This window comes from Vibrio sp. 1F255, assembly GCF_041439145.1.
GTDB classification, from domain to species: domain Bacteria; phylum Pseudomonadota; class Gammaproteobacteria; order Enterobacterales; family Vibrionaceae; genus Vibrio; species Vibrio crassostreae_C.
Window position 1 is genome coordinate 192,873 of record NZ_JBGONQ010000001.1, and the last position, 24,909, is coordinate 217,781.

Below are 24,909 nucleotides of genomic sequence, written 5' to 3' on the forward strand. Positions count from 1 at the left end.
GAGACCAAGCCCAGAGTAGAAAAACAGCTCAGATGAACTAACCTTTAATCATGATTGGAAATCTTGAGGAGGGGCTATATGGATTCAGAAACGACCACCGCCAAGCCCGCGCCTCGAAAAGAACAATCAACCTTGCTAGCTTCCCTACTCCATGAATTTAGAAGAAACAAACTGATTTTATGGTACGTGGCATTCATTGCTCCGCTCACCTTAACCATCAACCTATTTGTCCCAAATAATATGAAGTATGACATCTATAGTTATATCGATGTCTTAATTACCATTTGCTATGTCACTTTTATTATCTGGGCAACGTATTATTACTGTTATTTACTGTTTAAGAGAGAAAAAAAACCGACTATACGATTCATCAAAAAAGTGAAATCACTGCTATTTCCTATCTCGAAACCCATTCACTTTGTCTTGTTAATGCTCGCTTTGAACATCTCATTTTCGAGTTACACGTTTATCAAATCACTCATCCCGCACTTCAATCCTTACACTTTAGACCTCGCTTTTTACCACTTAGATAAGTGGTTGCACTTTGGCGTATCTCCATGGGAACTCACACACTTCTTCCTGCCAAATGCAGCTTCAACTTTGGTGATGAACTTCTTATACAACTTATGGTTTTTTCTGATGTGGGGAATGTTACTTTTTTTCATCATCTATCGAAAAGATGACCAACTTCGTAATCAGTTTATCCTGACCTTTTTGATATCTTGGTTTCTCCTAGGTAACGTCATAGCGACGCTGTTGTCGTCTGCGGGACCCGCCTACTTTCACCACTTCTATGAACAAGATCTCTATCTTAGGTTAATGGAACGTCTACAAGCGCAAGACCTCCAGTTAAAGCAAGCGAATCTATTCCCACTTTGGATGCTATCCGCGCAGGATATGCTTTGGGATAGCTATGTTACTGGCATAAGAGGCCGAGGAACGGGAATATCTGCGATGCCTAGTTTGCATGTCACTATCGCAGTGTTAATGGCAATGACAGCATTTAGGTTGAACAAAAAGCTGGGATATTTGGCGTGGGGTTATGCTTTTATTGTCCAGATCGGCTCCGTTCACTTGGCTTGGCACTATGCAATCGACGGATACTTAGGGGCGATATTAGTCGTCGCTCTTTGGCACGCTATTGGTTACTGGTTGCGAAGACGGACACCACCAATCAAAGCTCCATAAACTAGATATGTCCCACCCTTTATCACATCGGATAACGAGTTAATCTCTTCGACCCGTTACTTCTTCAACAGCCTGACTAATGGTTTTTCTCAGGTGGATACTTTTATCATCGAGTTGCTTTCCCTTGCGGTAAACAAGTTGAATGTCAAAATCAGGAACCTCTATCGGCGGGGCAACGGCTATCAGCGAGCTCTCCACATTAGGGTCAGTTCGGGCGACCAACTTAGGCACGATACACAGCAACTTCCTGCCACTTATCAGTCGTTTTACCGTCAAAAAATTACTCGATGCAATCGCCACTTTTCTCGTATAACCGAGTTCCGCTAATTTTATGTCTACGCCCGTTTTTAGAGAACCATTAGGGGAAACTAATGCATGCTCGACAGACACAAATGTCTCTAGCGACATCGGCAGTTCAACACCAAGCACTGAGCTATCAAGTAAGCAAACATGCTGCTCGGTGTAGAGTTGATCAATACCAAACAGCTTAGGCACCTCTCCAAAACTACCTATCGAGATATCCAGCTTTGCCTGTTCAAATACTTGCTGATAGTTGCTTCGATTAACATTAAAAAATGCGACTTGAGAGTTTGGTGAAGCTTCTTTGATCAAATCGAATATCATTGGGCCAAACATCTGCTCTGCGTAATCCGTCAACCCTATTTTCCAGCTCCCTTTGAAACTCTCGGTCTCAAAACGTTTAGATAACAGAACTTCAGACTGGATGGTATTCAGTAGCGCGTCCACGGTACTTGATAGTTCAATGGCTCGGTCGGTCGCCTCCATCTTGCTACCTACACGCTCAAACAAAGGGTCATCAAACAACTTTCGTAGCCTTTGTAAGCTATGGCTCATCGCAGATTGGCTGACATAACAACGCTCAGCAGCCTTACTCACGCTATTCGTTTTATACAAAGCCTGCAGTGCAATCAACAAGTTAAGGTCGACCCCTTTCCAATTAAAATCAGCCATGCTAATCAACCCATTTCATTCATAGTTATAATTAAAACAATTAATTTGAATCATAGTCTAACTCCACCTAAATTACGCTAAACATTTATCTGGAATCGATCATGCTTTCAATTTTTAAAACCTTTTTCTGGCTTGGCTGGATTAGCTTTGGTGGACCAGCAGCACACATTGGCTACTTCCGTAAAACCTTTGTTGAGAAACTGAATTGGTTGTCCGACGAAGAGTACGGGCAGATTGTCGCTCTTAGCCAATTTCTACCGGGCCCAGGTTCAAGTCAGGTTGGCTTTGCGGTTGGCTACAAGAAAGGTGGATTAACAGGTGCTATTGCTGCATTTGTCGGCTTCACCTCCCCATCTGTGATTCTGATGCTGATATTGGCGTTAGTCAGCAACCAACTATTGGAAGCACCACTTTTCAATTCAATCATTCACGGGCTTAAGTTATTAGCGGTAGTGGTTGTGGCTGATGCTACCTTTGGTATGTACAAGAACTTTTGCCAATCGAAGATAACAACCGCCTTATGTGTGATTACCGCGATTGTTCTGCTACTGATTCCAGGCATCTGGCCTCAAGTTTTAGTGCTTCTATTTGCAGCAATGGTTGGCAGTAAGTTCTTGACGTCTCAAGAGCTCAAAACGATACCTTCAACGCAAAAAATATCGGTAACGCCTCTGGTGATTTTTGTTGCTTTGCTGGTTGGTCTGCCTCTATTCAGTGCTTACTCTCAAGGTATTGAAGTGTTTGGCCTGTTCTACCAAGCAGGTAGCTTAGTATTCGGTGGCGGCCACGTGGTACTTCCGTTGCTACAAAATGGTATTGGTGACCAACTGTCTCAAGATGCCTTCCTAACAGGTTATGCAGCAGCACAGGCAGTACCAGGGCCTATGTTTACACTTGCGACTTACTTAGGTTATGTATTGATGCCATCGGCACCGATCACTGGCGCACTACTCGCAACGATTGCTGTGTTCTTACCGGGCTTCTTATTACTACTGGGTGTACTGAAGAACTGGCAGGCGATTGCAAGCAAACCTTTGGTGGCAGGCGCTCTTACTGGTGTGAATGCGGCGGTTGTCGGTTTGTTATTGGCGGCACTATATCAACCGATCTTCACAAGCGCAGTAAGCAGCGGCATAGACTTCGCTCTGATCATTGTTGGTGTGTGGTTATTGAAAACAATTAAGATGCCGATTGTAGGTTTAGTGGGTACCTTTATCGCCGCTGGTGCGATGCTTAACTATTTATAATTAAGCACTTAGATACCCAACTTTAGATACTAAACTGAGTTACAAATAATAGCCCCTGATCAGGAAACTCATCAGGGGCTATCTTATTTAGAATGACTTAACTTGATAGGGCGTTATATCGGGGTGCTGGCTTTCATTTCCCTTACCTCTGCCAACGCTCTATTTAGGTTCTCATTAGCAATTTTGTAGTAAGACGGCTTTTTATCGATCGCTTGTTGAAGATAAGGAATCGCTTCATCAGGTCGACCTTGGAGAATTAAAAAATACCCGACATTATTCAACGCTTCGGGAGCATCCATATGACGCATAAAAACGTTGATCGCCTTTTTCACATCGCCGGAAGCTAAGTAAATAAGGGCAAGGTTATTCTGAGCTTTCTCATTGTTAGGCTCAATCTCTAACGCCGAACGAGTGTATTGATACGCTTCTTTGTAGTTGCCATACATGTAATGGGAGTAGCCCATGTTCAACAAGGCTTTTACTGAGGTTTTATCGATAGTGAGCGACTTTTTAAAATACTCTTGAGCTATTTGATGCTTACCTTCAACATCCTCCAATACCCCAATTCCCATATAAGCGAGTGCTGGCGACATGCTATCCACCTTCAAGCCAGCAACTTCACTTTGGCTTAACGCTTGGTAATTTTTAGTCGTTTCACTGCTTTTCAAGCGAACTTGATCGGCATTAATCGCTTTAAAAAAATAACTTCGTCCTTCATCGGTGCGGCGCTGCTTGGTATATAGAACCCCAAGTTGCTCCAACACTTCAGTATGCGCCGGATTAAAATCTAGTGCCGCCAGATAGGCTTTTTCAGCGAGCGCGTAGTTGCCTCTCGATGAGTGAATTCGGCCAATCGTAAACAGCGTTTTATCGTGAAACTCTTGATCAGGGAAAGACAGAGATCGGATGTACTCATAAAGCGCTAGATCGATATTGTTATCTCTCAGCGCCACATCACCACGCATGATCGCTTCTTTTTCACTAACCGGAGGATCGTCACTGGTTAAGGTGTCAATGGGCTTCCCCGAATACAACTCAGCATCAAACTGATTGGTTGGCTCATCAGAAGAAGCACACCCTAAAACTAATAGCGGCAGCAAAAGTAAAACCATTCTGTTCATTAGCATCATAAACCAACTCCTGGCGCACTTAATGCGTCCATAACAATCATCATCCCAGGTCCTAGGGCAACAATAAAAAAACACGGCCAAATAAATAACAACATAGGAAACAACATTTTAGTTGGTATTTTTGCTGCAATCTCTTCCGCAGCTTGTTGGCGCTTATCTCGAAAATCTTCGGTATAGTCTCGTAACGTTTGCGCTAAGCTCCCCCCCATTCTGGAGGCATGTGAGAGCAAAGAGACGAGCCCGTCTAATTCATGAAGGCCAGTCCGTTCGACAAGTTGACTCAAAGCATCTGGCATCGTGACACCCGCCTGAATTTTGGCAAAAACCGTATCCAGCTCATCGGCAAGTTCGGGCTGTGAGATGTATAACTCATTAGCAACTCGTCCCAGCGCCGCATTAAAGCCAAGGCCTGATTCAGTACAAACCACCAAAAGGTCGAGCGCGTCAGGTACCCCATTTCTAATTTTTCTCTGTCTCTCTTTTTGCATTTTACTCAATACAAAGTTGGGTAAAAACGTGCCGACAAAGATACAAGTCACAATCAATAAGTTGTTATAACTGTCACCAATCGCCAGATAAAACACCACGAACGCACAGACAAACCCGATAAGAGCGGAAAGCACTTTGATGGAATAAAAGACTGAAAGCGCACTTTTTTCATGGTATCCAGCGTGCATGAGCTTTTCTGAATAGCTTTCGTTGTCCTTTTTGTTCCCTCGCCCAATAAATGGCGTTAACGACTCCAAGGTATTCGTAAAATCATAAGACTTCCGGCTGCCCGTTTGGCTACCTCCAGAAATCTGTTTTAACTTTTTATCCAACGGTGAACGAGCGCCAACAAAAAGAAAACCAAGAGTGAGGGTAAGTAACATCGTGGTCAGCAAAATCATCCCGTAGAGTAAGGTTTGACTGCTGATCCCGAACTCAGAGAGTGCTTGTTTCCATACTTCTAAATCAAAGAATTCCATAATTTATATCTCGATATTTATTATTTTTCTTATCCACAATGCCCCAATCGCCAACAAGATCACTCCAATACTGACCATCGATATTCCTCTAGGGTCACTGTACAAAGGCTCAATGTATTCAGGGTTTACGAATTTAAGACCGAAAAACAGGGCAAACGGAGAAAGGGTCAGTATCCAAGCAGAAAGGCGACTCTCAGCTGAGAGGGTTTTGATCTTTCTTTCGAGTTTAAAGCGGGCTCTTAATACCTCAGATACTTTTTGCAGATTCTCAGAGAGGTTCCCCCCTGTCTCTTTCTGCAACATGACGGCACTTGAGAAAGCCAACATCGAAACGGTCGGTGCTCGCTCTGTCATTTGCATGATCGCGAGCCTCAAGTCGTAGCCATAATTAAGCAGGTTATAGGTGTTCTTAAACTCAACACCGATCGGCTCAGGCATCTCTTCACCCACCTCATTGAAAGACTGAACCAATGGCTGCCCCGCTTGTAAGGCTCTTCGAATAATATCCAGAGCCTCTGGCAGCTGCTCTTCGAATCGAGCCATCCTGTATGTCACTCTATTTTGGACAAACAGATAAGCGACAACCCAAGCGAAGACGAAAGCGGCTACACAAATGAACCACACTTGATTAAACACTAAAGCCATTAAAGCCAATAAGGTTCCGCACAAAAATACGATGAACAAAAAGCGACTTAACGTAAGGTGGAGACCCGCTAATTCCAGCATACGTTTTAGGTCGGCAAAGAAAGGAATCACAATTAATTTTCGGTCGAGCGGTGATAGCTCTTTGTTGTAGTGCTCTTTTAAGAGCGACAAGCTCTCTTCATCAATATTTCTTTGTGTCTCTTTTAGACGGCGAGATAACTCTTTGTGTTTGGCTTTTTTCCCGGCTGCTGGCAATAACAAGGCTTGCGAAATAAACAACACCGCAACAAACAATAGGACCAGCGAGACAGTTACGTTATCCATAATCCGTTCCTCAGCTATGTGATTCAGTAAAGAGCTCAAAAGGCAGATCAAGACCACGCTTAACCAATTGGTCATGAGACTGAGGCACTACACCGGTTGCGGTGTAATAACCTAAAATATTGCCATGCTCATCGATGCCTTGACGCTGAAAGTGGAAGATCTCAGACATAGTGATGACCTCTCCTTCCATACCATTGATCTCTTGGATACTAACCATACGGCGCTTACCATCTTCTTGCCTTTCCATCTGAACTACTAGATGGATAGCAGAAGCAATCTGCGCTCTGAGATTTTTGGTAGAAATGTTCCAGCCCGCCATCGAAAACATGTTCTCTACACGGCTTAGTGCATCACGAGGGGTGTTGGCGTGAATGGTTGCAAGGGAACCGTCATGCCCGGTATTCATCGCAGCCAACATATCGACCGCTTCACTACCACGCACCTCCCCGACAACGATACGGTCAGGTCGCATACGTAACGTGTTTTTCACTAGCTCTCGCTGACTTATCTCACCTTTTCCTTCAAGGTTTGCCGGACGAGTTTCAAGACGAATAACGTGGGGTTGCTGGAGTTGAAGCTCTGCGGAATCTTCTATTGTGATGATTCGTTGATCTCGTGGGATGAAACCAGAAAAGATATTAAGCGTCGTGGTTTTCCCTGACCCCGTACCGCCTGAAATTAATATATTGAGCTCACCTTTAACGGCCGCTTCGACAAATTTCGCCATTTGCGGAGAGGCTGACTTATATTCCAGCAAGTTGTCCATAGTTAGGCTGTCTACCGCAAAGCGTCGTATGGATACCGATGGGCCATCTAAGGCAAGAGGTGGGATAATTGCATTTACCCGAGAGCCATCGGCCAATCGTGCATCCACCATAGGAGAAGCTTCATCAATTCGACGTCCCACTTGGCTAACAATACGGTCAATGATGTTTCTAAGATGTCGGTCATCCAAAAACGTATAAGGGGTCTTTTCTAACTTACCACCTCGCTCAACGAACACATTTTTAGGCCCATTAACCAAAATATCAGATACGGTTTTATCGGCTAGCAATGGCTCTAAAGGCCCCAAACCAAACACTTCATCTTCGATTTGTTTGATCACTCTTTTCCGGCCTTCCGCACTCAGAGCATGGCTTTGATCGTCTGCCATTAGCTGAACAATCGCTTCATGAAGGTCAACTTTAGCGCGCTCTTTATCAAGGCTTGAAAGCAGACCAAGGTCAAGTGTCTCTAAGAGCTGTTTATGAAAATAGTGCTTAATTGAAAGCTCTTGTTCTAAGACTTTTTTTGCTTCATTAACCGATTTTTCTTGTTCTTCGTTGGCATCTAGCCCTTTAAGAACAACAGAATCACTAACGGCTCCTTGAGGAAAGGCAGCAATGTTCTCGCTTTCTTGTTGCGAAAACTGTTCTACTTTTTTTTCAAACTCCGGATTTATATTTTTTCGTTTAAAGAACATAACGATCCCTCATCTATGCTTAGAACAAACAACCTATGAAAATATCTTTTTGAGCCAACTCTTCTCTTCTTGCTCTGGAGGAGAAAGGATATGAGACAAATCGATGATCGAGCGTGTAATCGAACTCTTCTTTTTTGACTCAACCAATGGTTGACCTAAATTGGCACTCTCCAATGCGACCTTAAAATCGTTAGGCATTAAATGGATATCATGCTTCCCAACGGTTTGTTCTATGTCTGATAACTTAATGGTTTGTCGTTTCTCATAACGATTCACGATGATCTCGATTGCGTCTTGTTGTAACCCGTACTCAAATTTCAGAGTTCTGACTAAACGGTTACTGTTTTTGACCGACACTAAGGTTTGTTGAGTAACGAGTAACACCTTAGTCGCAGGGGAGATAGCCGATGCGAAGATATGATCTAACCCTCGAGAGAAATCGATAACAATGTAGCGATAGAAGCGACGTAATACGGGTAATAACCTCCCAATCTTTTGGGCATGTTCATAATCATCCGCGTTATTTTCATGTTTGAAGCTTAAAACGTGTAACCCCGATGAGTGCTTGTTAACTAAGCTATTCAAAGACATCTCATCCAAATCATTTGAGCTGTCGATAGCATCCGAAATACTGTAGGCCGGGGTGATATTCAAATATTCAGGGATAACACCAAACTGAAGATCTATATCGAGTAAAAGCACTTCATCAGGATGATAACTCGCGATTTCAACAGCTGTATTTAACGCTAAGGTTGTTGCCCCCATTCCACCTTTGGTATTAATAAATAGGAACACTTCACCATAACTAGAGTTTTCGATTTTTTCCGCTGCGGTTTTCTTAAGTAACGGTAAGAGACCAGAGATAGAAATGTCATGAGATAGGAAGTCAGAAGCACCCAGTCTTAGTGCTATTTTCAATGACCCATTGTCACTCTCATCACCAAACACGACCAAAGATAAATCATACTCTTCCAACTGCAGATTATAGCTTTGCAGATCGACCATTTTCTGAGCCCAACCACCACTCGCTTCGACAAAGATAAGGTCGGGAGTATCTAGGCTTCTCACATATTCTTCGGTCATGCCTAATAATGAAAAAGAGTCGATATGAACATTTCGACAACGTTTCAATTGCTGCCTCATATGAGCATGAAAGTTTTCATTGCTATAGATAAGCCATACATTCAAGTTGGTTTTAAGGCGAATCGCATCGTCTTCATTCGGTAAAATATCAATTGCTTCGCCCATATTACCCACCCTGTATTTGTTCCGGACATCTTGTCCTAGTATTTGTATTGGCTTTGATTACACCTAAATTCTCAGCGGGTAAAATCGTCTCAAACGCAGGTGCCGCAAGAAACCCATTTGTCCCTAAAAAGCTGAGGTTGCTGATCAGCTGAATGCCATAGCCTGTCGCTCTTGCTCGTACAAACTTAATCGCACTAAAATTGGTTTCGAAATCAGAGGTAATTTCAGAGCCAGCAGCATCCAAATACGCCACCTCCAAGTTGCTATCGCTAAACCCCAGTAGTGGAATGTCTTCTACAACAATCCCCGCAATGTTATCGCGGTCTAAGACGTAACAAACGGTCGCTAGCCTTGCCGCTTTTCTCGTCGCCTCGTTAACAATCTGGAGTGAGAATACATAAGCCCCCAAAGCCAAAATCAGAAAAATCAGCAAGAAAACCAACCAAGAAACTATCGTAAACTCGATAATGGCTAAGCCGTTGTGCTTGTTGATTGGTTTCATCAGAAAACCCTCATAACAGACGACACACTTAAGGGAACAGATAAGCTTTCAGATGAAAATGGAATCGATAAAAAGTGAGGAACATAGTCGTAATTAACCGTTACTCTCACATAACTGTCTGCTGAAGGAGGAGTGACAACTACATCAGAAGTTGCAAGGCTAGAAAGTATCGCCGTACCTACAGTGTTCTTACCGTAAACCACAATATTTTGAATTTCCGCAGTAGGAGCTAATGTCCCACCCTTTGTTCCATACACCTCACTTACAGCATAACGAGCTCCGTTTTGAACCGATTTTGAGATGACATTGTAGTGAATTAGGATGTTTCCCAGTTCAAGAACCAACACCAAGAAAAACAGTAATACTGGTGTCGCAATCAACATTTCAATTGCAGCGAGGCCCTGTTGTTTTTTAAAGTTGTTATCCATAACTAAGAGCCTCCTCCATCTGGGTCTTTATACAAAACAATTTTGTAAGGACCTTCAGTTGATGACTCAGCCCCACCAGAACCGCCAGCAACACTGCAAGAATGTATGAATTCACCAAATACTGCAGGAGTACCGGAATTGTTAGTTGGCGCCTTTTGTAATAAGAAGAAGCACCCTATTTTCTGAACGGTAAAACTGGTTACTCCACCACTTTTACCTGAGCAATCGACCATAGGAATAGGAAGAATACGTCGCCATGCTGTACCACCAGACACACAACCAGAGCCCATACTTGCTATACATGCGTTGGTGTCAGCCTCATATTGGGAATAGGTATAAGAGCCATCAAAATCAATATCACCCGTTTTACTGTCTATCTTAATTTCAGAGCTGGGCTCAGTCGTTACATAATCAGATGGGTAATCTGAACTTGATAAGCCGCCACCATAATCACCAAAACGAGTATTTAAACCATCAGCTGTAGGCCCAACCGTTCCCCCAGGCTTGGTAGTAACACTATCGCCAATAGCGACAGAGTAATCATAGTAACCAGCCAAGGCTTCTTTTACCGTGCTACCTCCAGATCCAAAGTCCAGTAGGTGATAATTACCATTTCCCATTTGAGACAGTTTTTTATCGCCCACTTTTAGAGCATGAACTGTACCTACCTCATAACCAAAGACATTGGTAATTGCCTCACCGGTAGCATCATCATAACCATCTTCGTTAATATCGTTATCTGAAGTCCCGTCACCAGTACACACTCCAATGGGTACAATATTATTCACAACTTGCAGTCCTGAGCTTGGTCCTGCAACCGCTGTTGCCGATACGCTTTTTGCTAAACCAAACATCTGAATAAAGAATTCATCCATATCTAATGAGCTGACATTAACTCGAACATATACATCATCATCAGCACCAAACGTAGGGGTCCCCGCAAAGCTTTGAGGGTCGTTAGAGTATTCAACGCTAACCACTGCAGTTGAGAAATCAAATTCATGATTACCAGAAGCCCCCGCCATAGCATTCAATGTTGATGTAACTTCTGCAGATACCGCGGTTTGATCTTTACTGTTATCCAAAATAGTCGCTGCCGCTAACGCCGCTGAGTCAACCGCATTCTGTAAGCGCGTTTTATTCACTAGCATATGGTTGATATCCACGGCTAACGCTGACACAGCAAGGAAGACAAGCAACGCGATAGTCACAAATATGACAACCAATCCGCCCTGTTTTTTAGGTTTTCTTGATACTTGATACAACATAAAGTACCTCCAAACTAATTAAAGCTCTGTAAGACCTGACTATTGCTCTCTGAAAGATCTTCATCGCCTTTACCCACGTAGCTGTCGTAACCAGCCTGCATGCGCTCTCCGGTACCATCAGGTAAAACCTGCAAGTTCTCCTGAGTCGCATTTGGGTTGTATGTTTGCTCCATTTTCAACTTAGCAACCGACTGCCCCAAAGGCGCGTCATTCGCACAACCTACTAATACCAGTGCGAGAAAGACCATCATTGTTCTAATCATATCTATCTCCTTATAAATCATGACCAAATGAACCTTCGCTACCACCATCAGTTGGCGCAATATCTTTAGCGGAACTTGAATTACTCTTGCCTTCAGAATCAGAAGGCTCAGCAATGTAAGCGCTTCTACCTAACAAGTAATATTCCAGGTCATTAGGGGCAACAAAGGCATCTGTTGGCAATGTGACTTTACTTCTGTCCACTGGTTTAGCGAGTCGAGGAGTAACAAGAATGACAAGCTCTGTTTCTCCCGATACGTATTCTTGACTATTGAAAAGCTGGCCTAGGATCGGCACATCACCAATACCCGGCATTTTGTTGCTGATATCACGCACGTTCTCGCTCAGTAGCCCTGCAATACCGATGGTTTGTCCATCTGCAAGCTCAAGCGTAGAAGAGGCGCTTCGACGTGTAATTGGTGGAATAAAGTAAGTCGCGTTGGTCGAGCCGGGGTCGATAGTCAATGAACTGCTGTTCGCAATTTCACTTACATCAACCGCTAAGTTCAGGTTGATCTTTTTATCACTGAGTACGGTCGGTATAAATTTCAGCCCTACCCCGTATTCTTTGTATTCAATGGTAATCCCATCATCATCCGGAACTGGAATTGGAAATTCACCACCCGCTAGAAACTCGGCCTTAGAGCCACTCAATGCAGTTAAATTCGGCTCTGCCAATACCTTCGCGACACCATTTTGCTTGGCGACATCCAATGCAAAGGTAAATAAGGTATTACTATCGATGAAAGACCCTAGGATCCCGTAATCAGTTGAGGTAGGAATATCGAAGATTGGTGTTGCACCCAGTACACCAGCAGGAACAGATGAAGCTCCCCACGAAAAGTTGGAACCACTGGTTTGGAAGAAGTGGAAATTAGCATCGAACTTTCTCACTAAACTCCGCTGAACCTCGGCGACAGTTACCTCTAACATCACCTGTTGGGCGCCACCGATAGACATTAAGTTGATAACACCAGTTGCAGCAGCTTGCTCACTACCACTCTCTTTAGAATCATCTGCAGCCTGCCCTGCGGCGTAGGTTTCAGCAATTCTCATAGCGACATTCATCTTCTGTTGATTACTGATTTGCCCACTCAACAGCAAGCGATTCTGAGCGCTATGTACCTCGATAGTCTCGTCAGGAAGAAACTCATACAGCTTGGATTTCAGGCTATTAAGATCATGAGTCACCTCGATATTAATAGACTCAATCAACTGGCCTCGAGAATCCCAAGCCATCAAGTTGGTTGCACCTAACTTGTTACCAATCAAAAACACTTCGTTAGATTTCAAAATCACGATGTCCAAAACATCAGGGTCGCCAAGTGAAACCTTGCTCGCTTTACCTGATAACACGACATGCGTCGATTTATGATGCGGAACCGTGACTGTTTTTCCGGTTTGCAATGCAGCAAAACTTACGTTCGAAAAACAAAGCAGGCTCAAAACACACGCTAATATTATTCTCATATCTCACCTCAATCCTTGACGCGCACATTAGATGTTTCCGTACCCTTGATAATGGTCACGCTTGGTCTAGGCACGTATCGACGAACGACTTTCTTCTCAACTTCATGAGGATTTCTTAAGGTAAGCTGAATACTGCCTTTGCTCTTAGCCGTCAGAAGCTTTTCTGCATCTTTGGGGGTCACCTCAAGTGTTACCGCACGAACAATAATGGGGCTGTTTTCTTTGGTTCTGGCGGTCTGGTCTACCGCGAGCACTTTAATGTCTTTCAACACAGTTCGAGTGGCCGCAGAGTTTTTACCGTAGGAAACGGTATTGAGAATATCGACCTTGTTCCCGGGTAATAGAAACCCAGCTACACCGATAACGTCATCGACTCGAATTGTTACCGCTCGTTTATTTTCAGGAATCAAAGCCGCAAGTGTGGAGCCTTCACCAGGAACGGTGAAACGCAGCTTGTGAAGCACCTCTCCGGCATAAATGGTATTAGCGACAACCTGACCAATCAGCTCAGATTTATCCGAATAGTTGTTTTCATTGATCCAATCAACTTCCATCAACTTCGTCGTTAAATACTGCTCTTCAATTATGGTTCCAGCTTCAATTTCTTGAGAGGCCACTACAACCGGGTGACGTTCAACTTCTTCGACTTCTATCGTCGGTTGAACTTGGTTGTCCATCCATTGCTTAGCAAAAAATACAGCCGCTAAGCCGAATACTACGGACAGTAAAAACAATAGGAATACCTGACTCTTATTCATTATTTTCTTCCTCGTGTCCATCAGAGGTAAAGTAGACTTCCCATGCCATGGAAAGAATATCGAAAGTAATAACGGGCGGGAGCTGCTCAAATGAAAGGATATCTTTGCTAATACCAGCGAGATCTTTAGGTAAGCAAGGGAAAAGAGGCACTTTGTAAAGCGTGTGCATTTGAGATAAGCGCTCAAAGAAACCGCTTTGAAGTTCTAGTTCTTTCTCTGCCACAACATTCATCCACAAGGATTCATAGTCACGCAGATTAAGAGGCTTGAATTCGATTTTATAACCCAAGCGACGCAAAAATGCCGGATCACTGATCTTCTCCGGATTTAAGTTAGTAGAGAAAGCGAGGGTCAACACAAATGGCATTGTCACTTGCTGACCATTCGGCAACGAAAGATGATCGAAGTAATATTCCATTGGAACAATCCATCGATTGAGCAGGTTATCGACTGGCATTGGCTGACGCCCGAGGTCATCAATCACCAGAATTCCGTTATTCGCCATCATTTGTAACGGTGCCAACCACACTCGGCTGTTCTCTGAATGATTAACTTCAAGCATATCCATGGTTAGCTCTCCGCCCACCTGAATATTCGGTCTCTCACAATTGAGCCAACGCTTGTCGTACTGATCCTTAAGAGAAACCAATGTTTCACTGCCGTTGCGATCAAGCGGTTTATGGTGTTGCGTAGAGAAAACCTTAATAATGTTACCGAAGGCATAGACTGCATAAGGGATAAAAACTGAAGTGTGTAATGTATTAACTATGCGTGTCGCAACAAATGTTTTACCTGTACCGGCATGCCCATACAAAAGCAGAGCTCGTCCCGAGTTAATTGCCGGGCCTAGCACGGAGATCATTTTGTCTACGCCGTAAACATCACTAAGAGCCGCTTCAACATGTGGTCTGGTCACCAATTCCGCTCGCAAGTCTTGTTGTTTTACAATGTCACTGTATTGAGCAAGTGAAACGGGAACCGGGCCTAAATAAGCATCTCGAGTAAAAGCGAGATCTGCTTCTTCTATGCCCTTTTCTGATAAGGAGTAGCGAACATGACTGTGTGAAGAGGAGTCTAAAGATAAAGCTGAAGTTGGTTGAAAGACTTCAATGAATGATTTCTTTCTAAGTACCGCAAGTCCATTCTCAACAATATGGGTAACCACACACAAATGGTTAGAAAGCTCCAACACATCAGACTTAGGGTAAGCGGATAAGTGTTTAAGTAATAAGTTTTCAATCACAACTTCAGGTATACCAAGCGATTCAATGGAAGTCGGAACCAAAGGAGCTGATATTTGAGGCTTTAAATTACTCGGGGACGGTATCCCTCTAATATCCATATGTTCTCTCCAACACATCGAATTTCAATTTAAATTACGTAAAATAGCTATACATCGCTAAGCCTATAACAACTGAAGGTGCGAAAGGCATCGTCACCTTATTTGAATACCTAGAATGAACCGTTGACACAGTTTTTGTGCTGGTTGACATTCCACTAACTAACATTAGTTTCTCTTCAAAATAACCTTTTACCGTTAGAGACTCGCTGTTCGCACGGTTATAAAGTAAGTAAAACACAGCAATTATTCCCGCGGAAATGATAATATAATAAGTAATATCGAGTAGGTTACCCCATCCAACATATAGCCCTATCACCCCCAAAAATTTCACATCGCCAGCAGACATTGCTCTCAAGAAATATAAAATAAGTCCCGAAGAGAAAAAAACAGCCGCCCCAACCAAAGAAGTGCCAAGTGAACCCCAAGTTAATCCACTATTAATCGCAATAATAAAGTACAACAATACAAATAAAATCAGAACCTTATTCGGTATTCGATTTTCTTTCACATCAAATACTGATACCACAACCAATAGCACCCAAAAAACTAGAGATTCACTTATCATTCATTCATATACCTGACACAATTAATTGAAATTTACTGAACAAGGATACAGCTATACCAGAGAATATTGCCCAAGCGAGAAAAACAAGCAAAGCCGCACCGATAATGTATTCGACAATGGTTAGTCCTTTCTGCTTTTTTATTCTCTTAATATTCATAGTTTCTATGGTGCTGTCGTCGTACTAATCGCACCAACAATCGCGCTTAGTTTCGTTGATAACGCACTACCTATTCCACTAAATATAGTTGTCAATCCTAAAACGAGCATAGCAGCACCGATCACATATTCTATGACCGTCAGACCTTCTTCATCATTCATGAATTCTTTAATGTTTTTCAATAAGTTACTCATAAGAATCTCTCCTTGATTTACGTATCAGGTTTTATTTACCTGTAAACTAAATCTAGAGCCGAACCATATATTCGGTTAGGATTTTCTTGCCATTTACTTGCACTTTTTTGTCGCACTTCTAATCTATTTAAATAAACACATTCATCAATACTTCTCTTACTGCTTATTTAAGTATGATACCGGTTTAATAACTATGAATATAATTACACCTTTACTGTCAGATATAGATAGCGACTTTAATTCAATCATCATCAATAAAATAAGTCGTTACTTTCTCATAAAAAACCATAAACAGGACATATCTATAATCAGCCACTTAGATGTAAGGTTAGTATTTTTTATATTGAATAAAACGGATGAACTTCAACTACTTAAAATGGCACTATCTATTTGTGAAAACTTGAACAAGCGAATTGTTATTATTTGTACAGGTCAGATACCTAATAACGTTCGAAATCATAAGAATGTATTCTTCGTAATTGAAACAATCAGTCATCATCTGACCAGTTCATTCGAAGAACTAAAGCATAAAACCCAACACATCTTTGAAGCACATTTCGACCTCGATCGAGACATGAATAACAATAACCAAGAACCGACAAAACAGTTTACTTCTGAAGTTGTTAACTTTGTTATGGATAACATTAGCAAGGAAATAAGAGAAACAGACATAGCTGAAAAATGTCACTGCTCAGCAACCTACTTTTCTAAGAAGTTTCATCTACACTTTGGAGTAAGCTTTAGAGACTTTGTGTGCGATAAACGAATCCTGTTAGCCAAGAAGTTAATCGAAGCCGATACCGAATCAAAAATAGCTGTAATTTCTTATCAATGTGGCTACAAGGATGTGTCGTATTTTTCAAGAATTTTTAAGAAAAGGACGGGCGTAACCCCTGCAAGCTATAGACGTGCCTGCACAGATAACAGAAAACGCTAATTTTACTCCCTAAAAGAAAAAATCATGGTACATTTAACATGATTTTAACAAAAATAACCAAAAATAACTTAGCGAAAAACATGGAGTTAGACAATGATTCAGCCTAACGAGTTTAGCCAAGAACAAGCAACAGCTCTCCCTACACCCAATGACATGATTTTAAAATGGGCAGAAGAACGCCCAGATGAAGTCTATTTGAAACAGATTATTAATCGCCAATTTGTCGAATTTACTTATAAAGAAGTAGCAGACAAAGCACTGAAATTGGCGTCAGCATTAGAAGGACTCGGAGCCCAACCTGGCGATCGAGTCGCTCTCGTATCGAAAAACTGTGCAGAATGGTTCATCTGCGATCTTGCCATGATGTTAGGAGATTTTGTCAGCGTCCCAATCTTTCCTACAGCGGGTGCAGACACCATTCAGTACTGTATTGAACACAGTGAAAGTAAAATTGTGATTGCGGGTAAGCTTGACGATCCTAAAGCCACTCAAAAAGTACTTGATGACAATCCGAGCTTAGTGAGTATTTCACTGCCATACGACAGTGCAGCGAAGTGCCAACACACTTTCGAACAGCTCATTGATACACATGAACGATCAACCAAACGCCCTCAGCATCACGACGATAAGCTTATGTCACTTGTTTATACATCGGGTACATCAGGGTTACCAAAAGGCGCAATGCTCACGTACGGTGCGTTTACTTGGTCTGTTCAAAGGTTGATTGACCATATTGGGATCCAACCTGGCGATCGCCTGTTTTCTTACCTACCGCTTGCTCATATTACAGAACGCGTTTACATCTTTGGTTCTTCAGTAATGGGGGGCGTGGTTACGGCTTTCCCAGAATCTTTAGACACCTTTATTGATGATGTGAAAATGCATCGCCCTACACTGTTTATTTCAGTTCCTCGCTTATGGACTCTGTTCCAGCAGCGAATCCAAGACAAATTGCCACAGAAGAAACTGAACTTCTTATTGAAGATTCCGTTTATCAACAACATCATTAAGAAGAAGCTTGCTGATGGTTTAGGGTTAGACCAAGCTCGTGTTCTCGGCTGTGGTTCTGCACCTGTATCACCCGCTCTACTCGCATGGTATGAGAGTGTTGGCCTGCACATTACCGAGGCATGGGGCATGACAGAGTCTTTCGCCTACAGCACGCTCAACTACCCATTCAGAGCCGATAAAATTGGTACGGTTGGTAATGCAGGTCCAGGGATCGAACTCAAAATAGCTGAAGATGAAGAAATTCTAGTTCGAGGCAAAGGCTTATTCTCTGGTTACTACAAGAATGATATTGCAACCCAAGAGTCTTTTAACTCGGATGGTTGGCTTCATACCGGTGATATCGGTGATATCGATAGTGAAGGTTACCTAACGATTCGTGGGCGTAAGAAAGATACCTTTAAAACAGCTAAAGGTAAGTTTGTTGCCCCTGTACCAATCGAAAACAAACTGTTTGAGTACAGCCGCGTAGAAATGATGTGTTTGATAGGGCTTGGCCTACCAGGCCCAATCCTACTTGTGGTACCGCATGACTTCCCTAATTTCGATAGAGCTCGCTATGAGAAAACGACAAAGCGCGTTATCGAGAAAATGAACGAGCAGCTCGGTTCACATGAGAAGATCAAAGGTGTATTGATGATTAAGGAACCATGGAGCATTGAGAATGGCGTGTTAACCCCGACTCTCAAAATCAAGCGACATATCCTTGAGCAGAAATACCATGAAGTTGGTCATAACTGGCCGAAAGATAAATTGGTGGTTTGGGAAGAATAACCATGACTTCCACCTAACACTGAATAAAGAGTGCTACTAAACTGAAACTAGCACTAAGAGGGAGCTTGAGAGCTCCCTCTTTTTATATGACCCACTTTCTGTTGGCCTTTCTTCCTATTGACCGTTTTTCTACTGACAGCCTTATTGCAAGTAAACCGACCCGCAGACAACTATTACAAGGTTAACCTGATAATTACGTCTAACATCTCATCAAAACAAGGACCTAGCGCCTCTTCATCGATGGCATGACAATACACTCCTTCAAGCTGAGCAGGGTCATAATCCGCACTAAGATCAGGATCATCTAATAGCGCACTAGAATTCGCCATCCGTAGCAATAAGTCTTCACCAAACTCGCTATCAGGTCCTGTCGCTGATGTTAGAGATGAACCTAACCCTAACGTAAATACATAAATATCTTCCGTTCTGGCTTTTTCCGCAATATCTTCGACGAGATTACGCGCAACCCGATTTACACGGGTATACAAATCATTCGCTGAATGACTATCTGGATCATATTGCGCGACTGGACGCAACGCATGAGACGGATTTAGAATGTTGAACTCGGTGGCGCTTGAATCATGAGTCGTGTAGTACTGGGGCATCTCACTGATATGGTCATCAATATCATTTCCCTCATAGCCACCAGATAAAGTGGTGGCTATCGAGTCATGCCTCCAAAGCCCTCTCGGCGTACCACTGGAACCATCGCTTGATCGAATAGCGCCCGTATGTGAATCCCCGTCCTCAAAATCAAACGTGGTTGCAAAGGTGTTTGGTGCTCCATCGGTAAAGAACACGATCACTTTCAAATTTGCCGGATCAGTCACCGTTCTCAGTTCATTCAGAGCTCGATACATCCCTTCCGATGCATTGGTATATTGTGCGTTCGAGGTACTACCAAAGTTAAAGCTATCAATTTCAGATTTGATAGTGCTTCGACTGTGTCCTCGAGTCGATGTGAACCCAACAGGTACCTCTGCCCCAAACGCAAATTTCACCAACGAGATACGATCAAAACCTTCATGAAAATTCTCAACGAATGACTTAGACCTATCGATGACATCTTGAGTCACGTCGCCGATACTCCCTAACCTCAAAGATGTTGTGTTATCAATCACTAACACTAAATCTACAGGGCGGCGGATCGACTGTGCGGATACACCAGGGTTAAACGTGTCTAGCCCTATCAATGGCAAAAAGACAGTGGGCACTTGCGCTGTTGCTGAGATATCGATAGAGATATTACCAAACGAATCATTAGCGAAATTGACTGCGCCTAAGCTAGGAGTGGCTGAATAGAAGTCTGCGGGGATATTAGCTGCAAAATATTTTTGAGCAGCTGCCCGTCCAGCATCTTCGCCATTAGCGACCGCCCTTGCAGCCGCAATGCTGGCTGCATCGACCGCGGCAAATAATTTCGACTTAACAATATAAGCTCGACCAGCATCAACAGAAAGACCAACAACTAAGAGTATAAAAGGCAGCGCAATAATTGACATCAAAGCCACTAACCCACGACTGTAACGATATTTGATTGGGGTTCCCTTATCCATATCGACCTCCCTTACATATATGTTGTGTCGCTCAGAATGTATTCATCATCAAACACTCGACTAAAAATAGGCGAGTAGTCGTAAAAGACTTCAACGCTGTACACAATCTCTCCATCATCAAGTGCAACCGCTAAGTTGTTAACAACAGGAGGATCATCAGCATCCACATCCGAGCACTCTCCATCATTGGCCCAATTGCTGCAGCTCGCCCAAATAGCACTGTTTTTACTTAACCCGTGCTGGTTCCATCGATACTGACTTTTAATGTATGGAGAAGCATCTTCTTGACCGACCAACTCAGTAATGTAAATAACGCCGTCTTGCGTTAAATCCAAAGTGCCTGATGTTGTCGCTATGATGTCCATGACTTCTTGTGGGGTATCAGTGTTACTTCGCGAGATAATGTTTCCACCTTCTCGACTGATACTGATAATAACGTGGTTAGCTTGAATGAGATGTGTTATGTCGACAGCCGCCACGATCAGTAGCATAAATAAAGGCGCTATCAACGTCATTTCGATTGCTGCAAAACCTTTCTGAGCGGCTTTTTTCAATTTAAAAGGAAACATCCAGTCCCTCCCTAAAAAGCTTCGTTTTTCATCGCTGCGCTGACGGTAAATTTGAATTTTCCATCATCGAGCAAAACATACATATAGGGATTTACAGATGGCCACTCACAATCAAGATGAATAGAAATAATGTCTCCAGAACCGCCAAAGCCGGTGATTGCATTACCATAGACATCTTCAACACGTATATTCTGAACATCCATCACTTTATCGAGTAAACCGCTCGACGATTGAGAGATTTTTTCCAAGATAGCCGCTTCGCGATCACTCGATGAGTCAGGATCCAAGTCAGAACGACCTGTAATGGCATATCTTGCCCCCTCCCTTGCCGAGTGTTGCATGGTCAGTTTAACGAACCCATAAATACCAAGGTCAACAACCGTTAAAAAAAGCGCAAAAAACAGGCTCACCACAATCGTAAATTCGATAATAGCGATACCTTTTATTTTGGATTTTAGACCGCTTCGATAGCGGTTACCTTCTGAACCTCTTGAAATAAATTTCATACAGCCCCCACCCTTTCGTCTTTCTATTCATCCTATCTAGCCCAATAGAATCCTAGGAGATATAGAAAGACTCAACATTACAGATATAGAATTGATAAATGAGTTATTCAAGCAGCATTCAATTAATCAATTTCAACACTATTAATACGTAGGTGGATTCAAACTGTTTTTTGTTTAATTTAATTTAATTCAATTGCTTATATAAAATTAAAGGTTCTAATAAAACATAGTAATTTAATTTTAATTTATTAATCCCAAAAATAACTGTCTGTTTTATATCCATTAGACAAAGAAAGGAAAAAAACATTATGACGCTTTTTTTATATAAATCAGAGTTAAAGTCTCAAAAATAAGACAACGTAAATTGAAAACTAAGCATTTAGTTTAGTAGGAATGGATTTTTATAAGTACTCGATGATTAATGGGTAAAGTCAGGCTGGATTAAGCGAGTACAAATGAATATTGTGACCGAGATAGAACCAGCGAAACTAGCCTTCACGCTAATGGATACATAAGTCATGATTATAAACATTTAGTATAATCAGAAGCATCGTTATTCTCTTACTCTAACCCTATATCTTCTTTCATCCTACGACTCAGATGTTCTGCACATAAAACCTTATTCTGTTTCGCCTTAGCCTTACCTCCTTTGATCTTATTATTTTTAAACAACTTAGTCCCATAAATTTTGTCCAACGGATTAATGCTTCCATAATTACTCTCTTGTATTTGCCATCGTTCTGTCGTTATTATGAAAACAACCTGTTCGATAAGCGAACAACCATTTCTAACAAGAACTATAAGAAGACGTTATGGATAATAGACTACGCCACCTTTCCTGACTTCGTTACTTCGAAGTCGCAGCTCGCTTGAGTAGCTACAGCAAGGCAGCAGAAGAGCTCCTTGTTAGCCAAGCTGCTGTCAGCCAGAAGATTCGACAGTTAGAAGAACAGGTTGGATGTAAGCTCTTTATTCGTAAGGGGCGTGCAATGACTTTGACGCATGAAGGGCACACACTTTTTAGACATGTCTCTGATGGATTTCAAGATATTCTGCTGGGGTTAAACAAGATCCAATCAGAACCTATTCAAGGGCTACTTGTTGTTAGAAGTCCCCCCTCTTTTGCTTCTCGTTGGTTACTGCCTAGGCTGTGGAAGTTCTCGGTAAAGCACCCAGAGATCCCAATTAAGATACTAACAGGGTGTGATACACCAAATTTAAAACATGGCGAAATTGATGTGGCTATTCGACAAGGTGAAGATCTATGCGTTGAAGAAGGCTTGATTCTTGAGATGCTAATCAACGAACCGGTTTACCCTTTTTGTTCCCCTAAACTCGCAAACTCTTTGAACTTCACATCACCTGAACAACTCCTCAAATGTTGGCTGATTCAGTTTGATAGCGGTTGTTTCCCGTGGGATGAATGGTTTAGGCAAGCAAACATATCGACTCAAAGCAGCACCATTCAGTGGATGGAAGTCGGTACCTTTGATATGGGGCTAACCACGGTCATGGCGGGACATGGGGTTTGCTTGGCAACAGACAGCTTAGCTGGTGACTTCATCGAACGCGGCTTACTAGTGAAGCCCTTTGATATAGGCATGACACCTGGGGTTCAAGTCAACCTATGCTTTGATCCTAACTCCCCGAGAGAAGAGCGTATTACCGCGTTCACCAATTGGTTGCACGAAGAAGTAAACGAGCTATTGGAGAGTTAAATCTCATCTCCCACTTCTTTATATAAACTATAAACTTAACTCAACATAGAACGGTAACGTAAACCTGCCGACACCGACAAAACTATGTTGAGTTAAAGCAACGTCGAGTTAAAAGCTACGTTGCCTTGAATCACTCCCAAAATGACTTCTTCAGTTCTTTCTCGACTTGTTCCGACGTAATCCCGATATCTCTAAGTAAATAATCGGGTAGCTCAGACAGTTGCTTTCTGGTTCTACGATTTTGAAAGTACAGGCTTAATTTAGAATAGAATTTCTTAATTGATAATGATGACAAAAATGAATGGTTGGTATTTGCTGTTGCTGTGATCGTATTCATAGCCTTTCTCCTGTTGATCTTTTGCTTTGTTGTGGTCAATAATCAACCAGCAGAGCAACGTCGACAAACGATAGATACTGGCATTCAGTTAAGGAAAACTAATGTGAGAGAACGAACCCCACCATTCCAAGGGATCTACTATTTTTATACGGCAGCTGAAACAGGCAGTTTTAAGCTGGCAGCAGAAAAGCTATTTGTCACAGCCGCAGCAGTCAGCCAACAAATTCGCCAACTTGAAGAGTGGTTAGGCGCAGATCTGTTTATTCGCCAACACCGAAAAATAGTATTAACTCATGAAGGCGAAGTACTGTACCTACAAGCGAAGAAAGGCTTTGCCCATATTCAAGATGGGGTCAGACAAATAAACCAGGACCCTAATCCCACTCAGCTGTCGATCTCGACCGTTCCATCTTTTGCCCAGCATTGGTTGGTGCCAAGGATTGGGGATTTCAGAGAGAGACACCCAGATCTTTCTATGTTGATTGAACCGACCAATAAGCTGATCACCTTTGAGGATTCGAGTATCGATATCTGTATACGCTATGGGCACGGTAACTACCCAAATCTAGAGTCGCGCTGGCTAATGGATGAATTGTTATATCCTGTTTGCCATCCGCTCTATCAGGAGAAGTATGGAATATACAGTGTCGAGGACCTGCACAAAGCCGAGCTAATTGAAGACCGATGGCCAGACATGGATTGGTCAATATGGCTTAATGAAGTAGGCGTTGAAGGCGGTCACACCACGTTGCAGTTTGATGGCTCTCACTTTGTACTAGAAGGGGCACTCTCTGTTCAAGGAGTCGCTTTAGTCAAACACAGCTTGGTGTATCGATACCTGCAAGAAGGGAAGCTAGTTAGAATTGGTCATACAGCGCTAAGACCAAAATACAACTATTTTTTATGTGCGCCACCGGGATACTTTCATCGCGATAAGATTCAACGCTTCTCCAAATGGATAGAAACGCAGGTCAGTGAGTTTGGTAACAAAGGAAGGGAAATGCTCAATATCGTCGATACCGACTTCTCATTGAAATGGTCGGGAAACTCTGATGGCTAAGCTGATATACTGAGAGCAAATAAATGACGGGTAAATCTCATGACACAAGACAATAATCCACTTCACGGTATCACTCTACAGAAGCTACTGACTGAATTGGTTGAACATTACGGTTGGGAAGAGTTGAGTTACATGGTGAACATCAACTGCTTTAAAAAAGACCCAAGCATTAAATCGAGCTTAAAGTTTTTGCGTAAAACAGATTGGGCTCGTACCAAGGTAGAGCAGATTTACATCGACTTAAAGCGTTAATCTCTCCCTACTTTATCTGTCCCGTGTTGATTAAATACGGGACAACCCCTGTGTCTACTTTTT

24 protein-coding genes and 2 pseudogenes are annotated in these 24,909 nt (G+C 42.5%); 7 read left to right on the plus strand and 19 right to left on the minus strand.

Features of this window, described 5'->3' with window-relative positions:
* Positions 1 to 78 precede the first annotated feature (78 nt).
* Positions 79 to 1,188, plus strand: coding sequence for a phosphatase PAP2 family protein (locus ACED41_RS00920; protein ID WP_371724341.1), 1,110 nt, complete (start codon positions 79 to 81; stop codon positions 1,186 to 1,188).
* 39 nt (positions 1,189 to 1,227) lie between these two features.
* On the opposite strand, the gene ACED41_RS00925 is transcribed toward ACED41_RS00920, so the two are convergent.
* Positions 1,228 to 2,160 carry a LysR family transcriptional regulator gene (locus ACED41_RS00925; RefSeq protein WP_371724342.1) on the minus strand — a complete coding sequence of 311 codons (933 nt, stop codon included), beginning with the start codon at positions 2,158 to 2,160 and terminating at the stop codon, positions 1,228 to 1,230.
* Positions 2,161 to 2,261: 101 nt separating this feature from the next.
* On the opposite strand from ACED41_RS00925, the gene chrA reads away from it, so the two are divergent.
* Positions 2,262 to 3,407 carry a chromate efflux transporter gene (gene chrA / locus ACED41_RS00930; protein ID WP_371724343.1) on the plus strand — a complete coding sequence of 382 codons (1,146 nt, stop codon included), beginning with the start codon at positions 2,262 to 2,264 and terminating at the stop codon, positions 3,405 to 3,407.
* A gap of 113 nt (positions 3,408 to 3,520) precedes the next feature.
* Here chrA and ACED41_RS00935 read toward each other — a convergent pair whose 3' ends face one another.
* The 14 genes and pseudogenes from ACED41_RS00935 to ACED41_RS01000 all read right to left on the minus strand — a co-directional run bounded on the left by ACED41_RS00935 (position 3,521) and on the right by ACED41_RS01000 (position 16,129).
* Complete coding sequence (locus ACED41_RS00935) at positions 3,521 to 4,537, minus strand: tetratricopeptide repeat protein (protein ID WP_371721136.1); 1,017 nt, start codon at positions 4,535 to 4,537, stop codon at positions 3,521 to 3,523.
* Complete coding sequence (locus ACED41_RS00940) at positions 4,534 to 5,505, minus strand: type II secretion system F family protein (RefSeq protein WP_017063312.1); 972 nt, start codon at positions 5,503 to 5,505, stop codon at positions 4,534 to 4,536. The genes ACED41_RS00935 and ACED41_RS00940 overlap by 4 nt, the downstream gene beginning before the upstream one ends.
* 3 nt (positions 5,506 to 5,508) lie before the next feature.
* Positions 5,509 to 6,474, minus strand: a complete 966-nt coding sequence (locus tag ACED41_RS00945) for a type II secretion system F family protein (RefSeq protein WP_017063311.1) — start codon at positions 6,472 to 6,474, stop codon at positions 5,509 to 5,511.
* Positions 6,475 to 6,484: 10 nt separating this feature from the next.
* Positions 6,485 to 7,795: pseudogene (locus ACED41_RS00950) on the minus strand (CpaF family protein); the annotation flags it as partial.
* A gap of 174 nt (positions 7,796 to 7,969) precedes the next feature.
* Positions 7,970 to 9,184 (minus strand): AAA family ATPase, encoded by a 1,215-nt coding sequence (locus ACED41_RS00955; RefSeq protein ID WP_017063309.1) that lies wholly within the window; start codon positions 9,182 to 9,184, stop codon positions 7,970 to 7,972.
* Position 9,185: 1 nt separating this feature from the next.
* The gene (locus ACED41_RS00960) at positions 9,186 to 9,686 is read right to left on the minus strand and encodes a TadE/TadG family type IV pilus assembly protein (protein ID WP_017063308.1); all 501 of its coding nucleotides are present in this window, start codon (positions 9,684 to 9,686) and stop codon (positions 9,186 to 9,188) included.
* On the minus strand, positions 9,686 to 10,114 hold the full coding sequence (locus ACED41_RS00965; RefSeq protein ID WP_017063307.1) for a TadE/TadG family type IV pilus assembly protein: 429 nt from the start codon (positions 10,112 to 10,114) through the stop codon (positions 9,686 to 9,688). Before ACED41_RS00965 ends, ACED41_RS00960 begins: the two co-directional genes overlap by 1 nt.
* Before the next feature lie 2 nt (positions 10,115 to 10,116).
* A complete protein-coding gene (locus tag ACED41_RS00970) occupies positions 10,117 to 11,382 on the minus strand; it encodes a Tad domain-containing protein (RefSeq protein WP_017070364.1) in 1,266 nt (421 codons plus the stop codon).
* Positions 11,383 to 11,396: 14 nt separating this feature from the next.
* Positions 11,397 to 11,666, minus strand: coding sequence for a hypothetical protein (locus tag ACED41_RS00975; protein WP_017063305.1), 270 nt, complete (start codon positions 11,664 to 11,666; stop codon positions 11,397 to 11,399).
* Entirely contained in the window at positions 11,656 to 13,113 is a 1,458-nt protein-coding gene (locus ACED41_RS00980) for a type II and III secretion system protein family protein (protein WP_102331950.1), read from the minus strand. The genes ACED41_RS00975 and ACED41_RS00980 overlap by 11 nt, the downstream gene beginning before the upstream one ends.
* 8 nt (positions 13,114 to 13,121) lie before the next feature.
* Positions 13,122 to 13,871 (minus strand): Flp pilus assembly protein CpaB, encoded by a 750-nt coding sequence (cpaB, locus tag ACED41_RS00985; protein ID WP_102331949.1) that lies wholly within the window; start codon positions 13,869 to 13,871, stop codon positions 13,122 to 13,124.
* Positions 13,864 to 15,213, minus strand: a complete 1,350-nt coding sequence (locus tag ACED41_RS00990) for an AAA family ATPase (RefSeq protein ID WP_371724344.1) — start codon at positions 15,211 to 15,213, stop codon at positions 13,864 to 13,866. The genes cpaB and ACED41_RS00990 overlap by 8 nt, the downstream gene beginning before the upstream one ends.
* 34 nt (positions 15,214 to 15,247) lie before the next feature.
* Positions 15,248 to 15,778 (minus strand): prepilin peptidase, encoded by a 531-nt coding sequence (locus tag ACED41_RS00995; protein WP_017063301.1) that lies wholly within the window; start codon positions 15,776 to 15,778, stop codon positions 15,248 to 15,250.
* A gap of 162 nt (positions 15,779 to 15,940) precedes the next feature.
* The gene (locus ACED41_RS01000) at positions 15,941 to 16,129 is read right to left on the minus strand and encodes a Flp family type IVb pilin (protein WP_017063299.1); all 189 of its coding nucleotides are present in this window, start codon (positions 16,127 to 16,129) and stop codon (positions 15,941 to 15,943) included.
* A gap of 193 nt (positions 16,130 to 16,322) precedes the next feature.
* Here ACED41_RS01000 and ACED41_RS01005 point away from each other — a divergent pair, with 193 nt between their 5' ends.
* Complete coding sequence (locus ACED41_RS01005) at positions 16,323 to 17,066, plus strand: helix-turn-helix domain-containing protein (RefSeq protein ID WP_371724345.1); 744 nt, start codon at positions 16,323 to 16,325, stop codon at positions 17,064 to 17,066.
* A 93-nt stretch (positions 17,067 to 17,159) separates the two neighbouring features.
* Positions 17,160 to 18,848 carry an AMP-binding protein gene (locus ACED41_RS01010; RefSeq protein WP_017068215.1) on the plus strand — a complete coding sequence of 563 codons (1,689 nt, stop codon included), beginning with the start codon at positions 17,160 to 17,162 and terminating at the stop codon, positions 18,846 to 18,848.
* A gap of 173 nt (positions 18,849 to 19,021) precedes the next feature.
* Here the strand turns inward: ACED41_RS01010 and ACED41_RS01015 are convergent, their stop codons facing one another.
* The 3 genes from ACED41_RS01015 to ACED41_RS01025 are packed head-to-tail and all read right to left on the minus strand — an operon-like array spanning position 19,022 to position 21,479.
* Positions 19,022 to 20,404 (minus strand): VWA domain-containing protein, encoded by a 1,383-nt coding sequence (locus ACED41_RS01015; RefSeq protein WP_017063296.1) that lies wholly within the window; start codon positions 20,402 to 20,404, stop codon positions 19,022 to 19,024.
* An 11-nt stretch (positions 20,405 to 20,415) separates the two neighbouring features.
* A complete protein-coding gene (locus ACED41_RS01020) occupies positions 20,416 to 20,973 on the minus strand; it encodes a TadE/TadG family type IV pilus assembly protein (RefSeq protein WP_017063295.1) in 558 nt (185 codons plus the stop codon).
* A gap of 11 nt (positions 20,974 to 20,984) precedes the next feature.
* Positions 20,985 to 21,479 carry a TadE family protein gene (locus ACED41_RS01025; protein ID WP_017063294.1) on the minus strand — a complete coding sequence of 165 codons (495 nt, stop codon included), beginning with the start codon at positions 21,477 to 21,479 and terminating at the stop codon, positions 20,985 to 20,987.
* An 812-nt stretch (positions 21,480 to 22,291) separates the two neighbouring features.
* On the opposite strand from ACED41_RS01025, the pseudogene ACED41_RS01030 reads away from it, so the two are divergent.
* A pseudogene (locus ACED41_RS01030) lies at positions 22,292 to 23,197 on the plus strand (LysR substrate-binding domain-containing protein).
* A 130-nt stretch (positions 23,198 to 23,327) separates the two neighbouring features.
* Here the strand turns inward: ACED41_RS01030 and ACED41_RS01035 are convergent.
* Positions 23,328 to 23,534: a DUF1127 domain-containing protein gene (locus ACED41_RS01035; RefSeq protein WP_017063291.1), complete on the minus strand. Its 207-nt coding sequence runs from the start codon at positions 23,532 to 23,534 to the stop codon at positions 23,328 to 23,330.
* A 103-nt stretch (positions 23,535 to 23,637) separates the two neighbouring features.
* Here ACED41_RS01035 and ACED41_RS01040 point away from each other — a divergent pair, with 103 nt between their 5' ends.
* A complete protein-coding gene (locus ACED41_RS01040) occupies positions 23,638 to 24,594 on the plus strand; it encodes a LysR substrate-binding domain-containing protein (protein ID WP_371724346.1) in 957 nt (318 codons plus the stop codon).
* 39 nt (positions 24,595 to 24,633) lie between these two features.
* Positions 24,634 to 24,846 (plus strand): VF530 family DNA-binding protein, encoded by a 213-nt coding sequence (locus ACED41_RS01045; protein WP_012604684.1) that lies wholly within the window; start codon positions 24,634 to 24,636, stop codon positions 24,844 to 24,846.
* Positions 24,847 to 24,909 lie beyond the last annotated feature (63 nt).